General features: G+C 54.9%; 10 protein-coding genes and 3 tRNA genes. 3 read left to right on the forward strand and 10 right to left on the reverse strand.

All coding sequences use genetic code 11. The features are described from left to right. Positions 1 to 55 precede the first annotated feature (55 nt). The 6 genes from hfq to nnr form a co-directional block, all read right to left on the reverse strand. Positions 56 to 367 carry an RNA chaperone Hfq gene (gene hfq, locus A4308_RS00780; protein ID WP_008502919.1) on the reverse strand — a complete coding sequence of 104 codons (312 nt, stop codon included), beginning with the start codon at positions 365 to 367 and terminating at the stop codon, positions 56 to 58. 85 nt (positions 368 to 452) lie between these two features. Continuing rightward, positions 453 to 1,403 carry a tRNA (adenosine(37)-N6)-dimethylallyltransferase MiaA gene (miaA, locus tag A4308_RS00785; protein WP_032629682.1) on the reverse strand — a complete coding sequence of 317 codons (951 nt, stop codon included), beginning with the start codon at positions 1,401 to 1,403 and terminating at the stop codon, positions 453 to 455. Further along, complete coding sequence (mutL, locus tag A4308_RS00790; protein WP_063308449.1) at positions 1,396 to 3,240, reverse strand: DNA mismatch repair endonuclease MutL; 1,845 nt, start codon at positions 3,238 to 3,240, stop codon at positions 1,396 to 1,398. Before mutL ends, miaA begins: the two co-directional genes overlap by 8 nt. A 9-nt stretch (positions 3,241 to 3,249) precedes the next feature. Next, a complete protein-coding gene (gene amiB, locus A4308_RS00795; RefSeq protein WP_045134425.1) occupies positions 3,250 to 4,587 on the reverse strand; it encodes an N-acetylmuramoyl-L-alanine amidase AmiB in 1,338 nt (445 codons plus the stop codon). 16 nt (positions 4,588 to 4,603) lie between these two features. Further along, complete coding sequence (tsaE, locus tag A4308_RS00800; protein WP_014882224.1) at positions 4,604 to 5,065, reverse strand: tRNA (adenosine(37)-N6)-threonylcarbamoyltransferase complex ATPase subunit type 1 TsaE; 462 nt, start codon at positions 5,063 to 5,065, stop codon at positions 4,604 to 4,606. Then, positions 5,058 to 6,581, reverse strand: coding sequence for a bifunctional ADP-dependent NAD(P)H-hydrate dehydratase/NAD(P)H-hydrate epimerase (nnr, locus tag A4308_RS00805; protein WP_045134426.1), 1,524 nt, complete (start codon positions 6,579 to 6,581; stop codon positions 5,058 to 5,060). The genes tsaE and nnr overlap by 8 nt, the downstream gene beginning before the upstream one ends. Between nnr and queG the strand changes: the two genes are divergently transcribed. Further along, positions 6,580 to 7,719: a tRNA epoxyqueuosine(34) reductase QueG gene (queG, locus tag A4308_RS00810; protein ID WP_045134427.1), complete on the forward strand. Its 1,140-nt coding sequence runs from the start codon at positions 6,580 to 6,582 to the stop codon at positions 7,717 to 7,719. The genes nnr and queG overlap by 2 nt on opposite strands. Before the next feature lie 270 nt (positions 7,720 to 7,989). On the opposite strand, the gene A4308_RS00815 is transcribed toward queG, so the two are convergent. The 4 genes from A4308_RS00815 to orn form a co-directional block, all read right to left on the reverse strand. Further along, positions 7,990 to 8,065 (reverse strand) — tRNA-Gly (locus A4308_RS00815). A gap of 36 nt (positions 8,066 to 8,101) precedes the next feature. Continuing rightward, a tRNA-Gly gene (locus A4308_RS00820) sits at positions 8,102 to 8,177 on the reverse strand. A gap of 37 nt (positions 8,178 to 8,214) precedes the next feature. Next, positions 8,215 to 8,290 (reverse strand) — tRNA-Gly (locus tag A4308_RS00825). Positions 8,291 to 8,486: 196 nt separating this feature from the next. Continuing rightward, a complete protein-coding gene (gene orn / locus A4308_RS00830; protein WP_014882221.1) occupies positions 8,487 to 9,032 on the reverse strand; it encodes an oligoribonuclease in 546 nt (181 codons plus the stop codon). 107 nt (positions 9,033 to 9,139) lie between these two features. Between orn and rsgA the strand changes: the two genes are divergently transcribed. After that, a complete protein-coding gene (gene rsgA / locus A4308_RS00835; RefSeq protein WP_014882220.1) occupies positions 9,140 to 10,192 on the forward strand; it encodes a small ribosomal subunit biogenesis GTPase RsgA in 1,053 nt (350 codons plus the stop codon). A gap of 97 nt (positions 10,193 to 10,289) precedes the next feature. Beyond that, a complete protein-coding gene (asd, locus tag A4308_RS00840) occupies positions 10,290 to 11,258 on the forward strand; it encodes an archaetidylserine decarboxylase (protein ID WP_023331845.1) in 969 nt (322 codons plus the stop codon). Positions 11,259 to 11,269 lie beyond the last annotated feature (11 nt).

Below are 11,269 nucleotides of genomic sequence, written 5' to 3' on the forward strand. Positions count from 1 at the left end.
AGATCAGCGGGGAACGCAGGATCCCTGGCTCCCCGTGTGGATAACAGCTGAAACCTTATTCGGTTTCGTCGCTGTCCTGCGCTGGCGTTGAAGAACCCTGCGCGTTGCTGCCATGATGGTAGTTACTGCCAGTGCCGCCGCCAGCGTTATTGCTGTGATGAGAGACTGGACGGGACGGAACAACAGTAGAGATAGCGTGCTTGTAGACCATCTGACTGACCGTGTTTTTCAACAGGATCACAAACTGATCGAAAGACTCAATCTGACCTTGCAGCTTAATACCATTCACCAAATAAATAGAAACTGGAACACGTTCCCGACGCAATGCGTTCAGGAACGGATCTTGTAAAGATTGCCCCTTAGCCATTCTATCTTTTCCTTATATGCTTGTTTTGTACTTAGAACCTTGCGATTCTGAAAAATTGCGCACGATACGTCTCAATTGTACACATTCAGTGGGCGATATCACCAACAACCTCAATCACCTCGTTTAACGCCTGTTGCGGTTTTTCACTGTCTAACCAGTGAACTCCCTCCCAACCGCGCAACCAGGTGATCTGGCGCTTCGCTAACTGTCTCGTGGCGCAAACACCTCGATAAACCATTTCATCGTATGAAATCTCACCTTCAAGATACGACCACATCTGGCGGTATCCCACACAACGAACGGAAGGCATATCCGTATGCAAATCTCCACGGGCAAATAGCGCCCGCACTTCTGCTTCAAAATCTGAAGCTAACATCTGATGAAAACGCTGCTCAATTCGTTGATGGAGCAGTTCACGGCTCGCCGGGGCGATGGCGAACTGATGCACCTGATACGGCAGAGCGTCTCCTGACGTTTGCGTCAGTTCCGTTAAAGTTTTACCCGAAATGAAAAAAACTTCCAGTGCCCGGGAAAGCCTTTGCGGATCATTTGGATGGATTCGCGCTGCCGCAACCGGGTCAATCTCTGCCAGTTGCTTATGCAACACGTCCCATCCCTGCTCTGCCGCCTGTTGCTCAATCTTTGCTCTCACGTCAGGATCTGCGGAAGGTAAAGGTGATAATCCTTCCAGCAGCGCCTTAAAGTAGAGCATGGTGCCGCCAACCAACAGCGGTATACGTCCCGCCGCCGTAATCTCGGCCATCTCGGCTAAGGCATCCCGGCGGAAATCCGCTGCGGAGTAAGCCTCTGCCGGGTCGAGAATATCCAGCAAACGGTGCGGTGCCGCACGCAGTTCTTCTGCGCCAGGCTTCGCCGTACCAATGTCCATCCCCCGATAGATGAGGGCGGAATCAACGCTAATCAACTCTACAGGCAAAACTTTGCGTAACTCAATGGCTAACGCCGTTTTGCCGGAGGCCGTTGGGCCCATTAAAAAAATTGCCTTTGGCAGGCTCGCCTTACTTACGTCAGTCATGTTTCAGGGCGGTCATCGCCGTTTTCAAATCAACAGGTTGTAATAACCCACCCGGTGGCGCTTTCACCAGCTGTGGGCAGAGGCGTTCGACCTCCGCCAGCACGGTAATCGCCTGCGCCATACTCCACGGTGTATGTTCACTGGCCAGATGGCGAGCGATCCACTGCGCGGTGTTGGCGGCCTCAAACGATGTTTGCTGCGCCAGGTAGCCTATCAGTTCAGGAATCAAGTTTTGTAAATTTTGTTGGCGTAAGGGTAAAGGCACTGCGCGAATTGTCACATGTTGTGGTTCGAGCACCATTTCAATGCCCATTTGCGCCAGTAGGGCCTCTGTACGCTGCAATACCCGCGTTTCTTCAGTGGATATTTTCAGACGAACCGGGATCAATAACGGCTGCGCACAGGCCGCATTTTCCCCTGGCGTCAGTTGCGCCTGTTTGAGCCAGCGTTCGGCAACCGGTAACGCCAGAAGCTGCAATTTACCGTCGCGTTCTAGCAATGCCATATCCGGTGCGATAATCGTCAGCACTCGCCCGAAACTCTGGCTGTGCCCTTCAAGGGACGGTGTCGCCACTGCAACGTGATCTTTGCGCTCAACAGCAGGCGTTTCCAGCAACTTACGGTACAACGCCCCCTGCTGCTTTTGATAGCCGGGTTGAGCGTTCGGATAGTTTGCTCCCGTCGGACGCGTCGTGCTTGCACCGGTTGAGAATCGAGGCGTTTCCGGCTCTCGCGCGACAGCAGGCTGCGCAAAATGGTTGCGGCCCGCAGCGACACGGTTTTCCGGGATGGGACGCGGTGAGGAATCGTCTTTTTCCAGCGGCAATGCAGGCTCAACCTGCTGTTGCAATACGCTCAGCACGCCCTGATAGATAAAATCATGCACCAGACGCGACTGATGGAAGCGCACCTCATGCTTGGCGGGGTGAACGTTAACATCGACCTGATGCGGGTCGATCTCCAGATAAAGCACAAAAGCCGGTTGCTGATCGGCCCCAAGCTTGTCTTCACAGGCCTGACGAATGGCGTGGTTAATGAGGCGGTCGCGCATCATGCGGCCATTCACGTAGCAATACTGAATTTCAGATAAAGCCGCACTGCTGGCGTTCGGGTCGGCCACCCAGCCACGTAAAGCGAGATCGCCATGCTGCCACTCTATCGCCAGCGCCTGTTCCAGAAATGGCGTTCCGCAGATAGCCCCTAAACGGCGCTCTTTCTGCCCGCCTTCCGCCACCGCGCGATACTGGCGCATCACCTTGCCGTTATGGCTGAGATTAATGGTGACGTCAAAACGCGCCAGCGCGATACGACGAATGATCTCGTCGATATGGCCGAATTCGGTTTTTTCGGTACGCATAAACTTGCGTCGGGCGGGGGTGTTGTAGAACAGATCCAGCACTTCCAGCGTGGTACCGACAGGATGCGCCGCGGGTTTAACCGTCACATCCATGTCGCGTCCTTCGGCGTATGCCTGCCAGGCTTCCTGCTGTTCAGCGGTACGAGAGGTCAACGTCAGGCGGGAAACCGAGCTAATACTGGCGAGCGCCTCGCCGCGAAAGCCGAGGCTGATTATCGCTTCAAGATCGTCCAGAGAGGCAATTTTACTGGTGGCATGACGCGCCAGCGCCAGCGCCAGCTCGTCTTTTTTTATCCCACAGCCGTTATCGCGAATGCGGATAAGTTTCGCCCCGCCGCGTTCGATATCAATATCAATACGGGTAGCTCCCGCATCGAGGCTGTTTTCCACCAGTTCCTTCACCACCGATGCAGGACGTTCCACCACCTCACCGGCGGCGATTTGGTTCGCAAGCTGCGGCGGTAGAACCTGAATCGGCATGATGTCTCCTTAGTTGGTCGCGGTCATCCCACCCGGCAGTGAAGCGTTGGCCACCTGGCCTGCTCCGCCCGACGGCGCGGACTGCAGCGGGTGCGCGTCAAAGTATTTACGCAGACCGTTATAAATCGCTTCGGCAATTTGCTGCTGATAGCTGTCGCTTCCCAGCAGGCGCTCTTCGGCGTTGTTGCTGATAAAGCCGGTCTCCACCAGAATTGACGGAATATCCGGCGAACGCAGCACGCCCAGGCTCGCATGTTCCGGGCGACGCTTGTGCAATGCCCCGATGCCCTGCAGCTGATTCAACACGTTAGTGGCGACATCATACCCGACGCGCTGGGAATGACCGAACTGTAAATCCAGTACCGCCTGGCTGAGGTACGGGTCTGACTGACTGTTTGCCAGCACATCACCCGCACCGCCCAGCAGTTCTGACTGTTTCTCATGCTCTTCCAGCCAGTTTGCCATCTCGCTGTTTGCCCGGCGGTTTGACAGCACCCACACAGACGCGCCCGTGGCACTGCGGTTTGGCGCAGCATCCGCATGAATAGAGACCAGGAAATTGGCATTTTGCTTACGCGCCACGTCTGAGCGGCCCATAACGGAAATAAAATAGTCGCCGTCGCGGGTCAACACGCCTTTAAACATAGGATCGTCATTCAGCAGCGCGCGCAGCTTGCGGGCAATGGCAATTGTGACGTTTTTCTCCCGCGTGCCGCCTGGGCCAATCGCACCAGGATCCTGACCACCGTGTCCGGCATCAATGGCGATAATCACTTTATCACCGCTGACCGCGCGGCGCGCACTGGCCGCCGGACGCGTTACCGTATTGCTGCTGGTTGCTGCGGTAATGCGATCGTTCTGCGATTTAAACGGATTACGCGCGGGTTCCGATGGACGCGGAGTATACACAGGCTCCTCCACGCGTTTCGCGACAACCGGTGGCGGCGGAGGCGGCGGCGGAACGTCGGCATTGATGGTAAAAACTACCGTATAGTTCGCGCCGTTTTGCTGCTTAACCGCTTTCGTTTTGCCCTTTTCGGTGAGATCCACCACCAGGCGCAATGACTGGCTGTCCTGCGGGTTACCCGAGCGGATACTTTTCACCAGGTTGTTACCGCTGAACCGAAGCGGGAGCCCCTGAATCACCCCGGTCTGTTTGATATCCAGCGCCACGCTGTGGCTGTCTGGCTGTGAAAAAGCGTATTCAGGGTCACCCATAAAGCTAAACGTGATCCGGGCCTGGCTTTCGCCGTTCGACACCTGAATATCCGAAAGGCTTGCCGCCCCGGCCTGCGCGCACAGCAGCACCGAAGCAGCTAACAGCCAACCTTTAACGCGATTTTTCATCCCGTCATCCCTACGCTTAACCGGCGAGACGCGCCAGTAAGGAACACCCTGATGAGGAAACCGCACTGATGCGAGCCTCACGCCCTTGTGCCTGGTAATCTATGTGAATTTCGACATCCGGGTCAGGTAACACACCCGCACCTTGTTGCGGCCACTCCACCAGGCAGATGGCATCATTGGCAAAATAATCACGGATCCCCATAAATTCCAGCTCCTCAGGATCCGCAAGGCGATATAAATCAAAGTGGTACACCATGAGATTGTCGAGGGTGTACGGCTCGACGAGCGTGTAGGTTGGGCTTTTCACATTCCCGTTATGCCCTAACGCCTGCAAAAAACCCCGGCTGAAAGTGGTTTTACCCGCCCCCAAATCACCATACAGATAAATGACGGTTGCCCCCTGACAGGCCTGCGCCACGCGCTTGCCGAGATCTAAAGTGGCTTGTTCATCAGGTAAAGGAATCGCTCGATTAGTCATTTTCTACGTCAATCACATCCGGGTTAACAACACGCCGTAGCGTGCAAAAAAGATCGGTGGCCAGCATACCGCGTGTTCCATATCGCGCCGCCAGTTTATCTGCCGCGACACCGTGGGCCACGCAGCCCGCACAGGCTGCATCATAAAGGGGAAGTTTCTGTCCAAGCAATGCGCCGATGATACCGGAAAGCACGTCGCCCATACCGCCGCTCGCCATGCCCGCATTTCCGGCATCAATAATGCCCAGCGCCTCGTCACTGGCAACGACGGTTCCTGCCCCTTTCAAAACGGCAACACCTCCGTAACGTTTTACCAGACGCTGAGCAGAAAGTAAGCGATCGCTTTCAATTTCTGCGACGCTGCAGTTAAGCAGGCGCGCGGCTTCGCCGGGGTGTGGCGTCAGGATGCGATTGTGACGCTTATCCGGGTTTATTGCCAGAAGGTTAAGCGCGTCGGCATCCCACAGCATCGGTTTACGAAAATTCTCGACTTTTTGCAGGGCCTGTTTACCCCATCCCTGTTGCCCAAGCCCTGGGCCAATGACCACGACATCCGCCCATTCGAGGCTTTCCTCAAGCGTCTGGGGCGTAAGCTCATGCACCATCAGCTCCGGTCGGGCTGTGATTATCGGTGCAATGTTCTCAATACGAGTGAGAATTCGCACTAAACCAGCACCGCTGCGTAATGCTGCCTCGCCGGTCATGCGAATCGCCCCTGCCGTACCGCGATCGCCACCAATAATCACCAACCTGCCGTGGTCGCCCTTATGGGATGTCGGACGGCGCGGCGGAAACCACTCAGTCAGCAGCGATGCATCAAAACGGGCGATGCGCATGTCCTGCCCGGCCAGCCAGCCCTCCAGCCCGAGCGCGTTATGGTGTAATACGCCGACCACATCCCGTGCTTTACCGGTTAACAGACCCGGCTTCAAAGCAATGAAGGTCACGGTGTGCGCAGCCTGGATGACGGCGCCAGGCGTCACGCCGGTTTGCGCGTTCAGGCCTGAAGGGATATCCAGCGCCACTACCGGGGCGCAATGTCTGTTGGCGTGTTCAATCAGCGCGGCAATATTCTCGCGGGGAGCACTGCGCAGCCCGGTACCCAGCAGACCATCAATAATCAGATCGACATCCTCCGGCCAGGCGATATCAGGCGCATGAATCACACCGCCGGCATTCAGCCAAGCCTCCCGCGCTGCGCTGGCCTCTTCCGGCAGGGGCTTATCACTTTCCAGCGCCAGCAGCGTAACGCGAATACCGGCAGCTACCGCAAGACGGGCAACGACGTAGCCGTCCCCGCCGTTATTGCCGTGTCCGCACAAAATCAGCCAGTGGGTGGATTGCGGCCAGGCGCTGCGGGCAACGGTAAATGCTGCCTCTCCCGCACGCTGCATCAGTTCATAAAGGGTGATCCCGAGGCTGTCTGCAGCCTCTTTTTCGGCGCGCCGGAGGTCATCCGCATGCCAGATGGAATGTGGTATACTTGCGGGGTTTTTCTTCACTGTATGGTCCGTCATGTCACAGCCCCTCGATCTCAATGAGTTAGCGCAAAAAATAAAACAGTGGGGTGCTGAGCTTGGCTTCCAGAAGGTGGGTATTACCGACACCGACCTCTCCGCCAGCGAGCCAAAACTGCAGGCCTGGCTGGACAAACAATACCACGGCGAAATGGAGTGGATGGCGCGTCACGGCATGATGCGTGCCCGCCCACACGAGCTTTTACCGGGTACCTTGCGCGTCATCAGCGTGCGCATGAACTATCTGCCTGCCAACGCGGCTTTTGCGCGCACGCTAAAAAATCCCTCTCTGGGTTACGTTAGCCGGTACGCCCTGGGGCGTGATTACCATAAGCTTCTGCGTAACCGTTTAAAAAAACTCGGGGAAACTATTCAGCAGCACTGTGTTTCGCTGAATTTTAGACCCTTTGTTGATTCCGCGCCTATTCTTGAGCGCCCGATCGCTGAAAAAGCCGGGCTTGGCTGGACAGGTAAGCACTCACTTATCCTTAGCCGTGACGCCGGATCGTTCTTCTTCCTTGGCGAATTGCTGATTGATTTACCGTTACCGATAGACGGCCCGGTGGAGGAAGGCTGTGGCCGCTGCGTGGCCTGCATGACCATCTGCCCGACGGGGGCTATCGTTGAGCCTTATACCGTTGATGCCCGTCGCTGCATCTCCTATCTCACTATCGAACTGGAAGGGGCCATTCCGGAGGAGTTTCGACCGCTTATCGGCAACCGCATCTACGGCTGCGATGACTGCCAGCTGATCTGCCCGTGGAACCGTTATTCGCAGCTTACGGATGAAGAGGATTTCAGCCCGCGTAAGGCGCTGCATGCGCCACAACTCATCGAACTGTTCGCCTGGAGCGAAGCCTGGTTCCTGAAAGTGACGGAAGGCTCGGCCATTCGTCGTATAGGTCATCTGCGCTGGCTGCGTAATGTCGCCGTCGCGCTGGGTAATGCCCCGTGGGATGAAGCGAACATTCAGGCTCTTGAAAGCCGTAGAGGTGAGCACCCACTTCTTGATGAACACATAGAATGGGCGATTGCGCAGCAGATTGAGAAGCGTAATGCCTGTGTGGTTGAGGTGCAGCTTCCGAAAAAAAAGCGGCTGGTCAGGGTCATCGAAAAAGGACTTACGCGGGATGCGTGAACTATTCACAGCCTGTGTATAAAAATAAAAACTCAAGCGCCATCTGGGCTTGAGAAGAGGTCAAGTGATCTCAATAACATTTTGAAATCAAATTTTCTTTAATTTATACAATTACTTGCAAGGATATTATTCACCCTGCTAACTTTTTGCACAGTCAGGATTGAAGACGAAATCTGTGGATAACTCTGTTCACAAGAGTATTTCAGGAATAATAGAAAACGTCCCCAACGACTCTTTTCGCTGTGGATAATTTAGATATGAAGAAGAATTTGGAGCGGGAAACGAGACTCGAACTCGCGACCCCGACCTTGGCAAGGTCGTGCTCTACCAACTGAGCTATTCCCGCTTGGGTGGTCCGTGCTCTGAAAGCACTTTCAAATTTTGGAGCGGGAAACGAGACTCGAACTCGCGACCCCGACCTTGGCAAGGTCGTGCTCTACCAACTGAGCTATTCCCGCTTGGGCAGTCTGTGCTGTGAAAGCACTTTTCAAATTTTGGAGCGGGAAACGAGACTCGAACTCGCGACCCCGACCTTGGCAAGGTCGTGCTCTACCAACTGAGCTATTCCCGCAAATCTGTACTGCTTTTGTTGCTGTCGTAACGTGTAATTCTCTGTCGTTACGGGAGGCGCATTATACGAGAAATCCTTTTAGCTGCAACCCCCCTTAAAGCGATTTTTTCGAAATTCAGTTCAAATGCTTATTAAATCGGCAAGCTGAACAATTTAACGACAAAAACCCGGCCACGCAAGGCGCCGGATCTCAAAATCACAGCTTAATAAAGTTTTCGCGGTAGTACGCAAGCTCTGCCACGGACTCACGAATATCGTCCATCGCCTGGTGCGTCCCCTGCTTTTTAAAGCCATCAAGGATTTCAGGTTTCCAGCGGCGCGCCAGCTCTTTCAGGGTACTGACATCCAGATAGCGGTAGTGGAAGTAAGACTCCAGCTCCGGCATGTACTTAAACAGGAAACGGCGATCCTGGCCAATGCTATTCCCACAGATAGGCGATTTACCTGCCGGAACCCATTGTTTCAGGAACTCAAGCGTCGCCAGTTCTGCCTCGCGATCGCCCAACGTGCTGGCCTTCACGCGATCCACCAGGCCGCTACCGGTGTGGGTGCGCACGTTCCATTCATCCATCAAAGCCAGCTGATCGTCGGACTGATGCACGGCAATTGTCGGCCCTTCGGCCAGAATATTCAGGTTGGCGTCCGTCACCAGAGTTGCAATCTCAATAATGCGATCGCGCTCGGGATCCAGCCCGGTCATTTCGAGATCGATCCAAATCAGGTTGTTTTCATCCGCGCTCATGTTATTTTCCACCCTTCTCGCATAACCGGCAGTAGCAGGTTAACTAGTATTAATTAGAGTGTATCATAGAGGTTTTGCCCCTTACGGGCGACCAGGAGCCAGCGCGATTGAGTAAAAATAAACTCTCCAAAGGGCAGCAGCGCCGCGTAAACGCCAACCACCAGCGCCGTCTTAAAACCACTTCGGAGAAGCCGGATTATGACGATAACCTGTTTGGTGAAGCGACAGAAGGCGTCGTCATCAGCCGTTTCGGTATGCATGCCGATGTGGAATCCGCCGACGGGGATATTCACCGATGCAATATCCGTCGCACCATCCGTTCACTGGTTACCGGCGATCGCGTGGTCTGGCGTCCGGGTAAAGAGGCGGCTGAAGGGGTCACGGTTAAAGGTATCGTTGAAGCTGTGCATGAACGCACGTCGGTGCTCACCCGCCCGGATTTCTACGATGGCGTGAAGCCGATTGCCGCCAACATTAACCAGATCGTTATTGTTTCGGCGATTTTACCTGAGCTTTCGCTCAATATTATCGACCGTTACCTTGTCGCCTGCGAAACGCTGCAGGTTGAGCCGATCATTGTATTAAACAAAATCGATCTGCTGGACGACGACGGGATGGCCTTCGTCAATGAGCAGATGGATATCTATCGCAATATTGGCTATCGCGTCCTGATGGTCTCCAGCCATACCAAAGATGGTCTGAAACCGCTGGAAGAGGCGCTCACCGATCGCATCAGCATCTTTGCGGGCCAGTCCGGCGTGGGCAAATCGAGTCTGCTGAACAATTTGCTTGGCCTCCAGCAGGCGATCCTTACCAATGATGTGTCTGATGTCTCGGGTCTTGGCCAGCACACCACCACCGCATCACGCCTGTATCACTTCCCGCACGGGGGCGATGTCATCGACTCCCCGGGCGTGCGCGAGTTCGGTTTGTGGCATCTTGAACCGGAACAAATCTTCAACGGATTTGTCGAATTCCATGATTATTTAGGCGCTTGCAAGTACCGCGACTGTAAACACGATAACGACCCAGGTTGCGCTATCCGTGAAGCGGTCGAAAAAGGTGAGATTGCGGAGACCCGCTTCGAGAATTACCACCGCATTCTTGAGAGCATGGATCAGGTAAAAACGCGTAAAAACTTTTCTGATTCTGACAACTGACAACTAAGCTAAGCATCGCTAAAATCGTCCCCTTTTTTCAGGTTCCGGCGGCTTACCGCCGGATCAGGAACGACAAAACAATGGCCTGGAGGCTACCTTGTTAAACGCATTTAAACTTTCGCTTCAATACATTCTGCCAAAACTGTGGCTCACTCGCCTGGCGGGCTGGGGCGCAAGCAAACGCGCGGGCTGGCTGACCAAACTGGTCATCGACCTTTTTGTGAAGTATTACAAGGTCGACATGAAAGAGGCACAGAAGCCAGACACCGCCAGCTACCGTACCTTCAACGAGTTTTTTGTACGCCCGCTGCGCGATGAAGTGCGTCCGCTGAACACCGACCCTAACGTACTGGTGATGCCCGCTGACGGCGTGATCAGCCAGCTGGGTAATATCGAAGACGACAAAATCCTGCAGGCGAAAGGCCATAACTACAGCCTGGAAGCGCTGCTGGCGGGTAACTACCTGATGGCGGACCTGTTCCGTAACGGTACGTTTGCGACCACCTACCTGTCGCCGCGCGACTATCACCGCGTACACATGCCGTGTAACGGTATCCTGCGTGAGATGATCTACGTTCCGGGCGATCTCTTCTCCGTGAACCACCTGACCGCGCAGAACGTACCGAACCTGTTTGCCCGTAACGAACGCGTCATCTGCCTGTTCGATACTGAATTTGGCCCGATGGCGCAAATTCTGGTGGGCGCGACCATTGTCGGCAGTATTGAAACCGTCTGGGCTGGCACCATCACGCCTCCGCGTGAAGGTATCATCAAACGCTGGACGTGGCCTGCCGGTGAAGCGGAAGGCTCTGTCGCCCTGCTGAAAGGTCAGGAGATGGGGCGCTTCAAGCTGGGCTCTACCGTTATCAACCTGTTTGCGCCGGGCAAAGTGAAGCTGGCTGAACAGCTTGAAAGTCTGTCGGTGACCAAACTTGGCCAGCCGCTGGCAGTCTCCACCGAAACTTTTGTGACACCCGATGCAGAACCTGCTCCGCTGTCACAAGAAGAGATCAACGCCGAGCATGACGCCAGCCCGCTGGTTGACGACAAAAAAGACGAAGGCTAACAACAGAAGGA

It is taken from the genome of Enterobacter sp. ODB01 (assembly GCF_001623605.1).
Lineage (GTDB): Bacteria > Pseudomonadota > Gammaproteobacteria > Enterobacterales > Enterobacteriaceae > Enterobacter > Enterobacter kobei.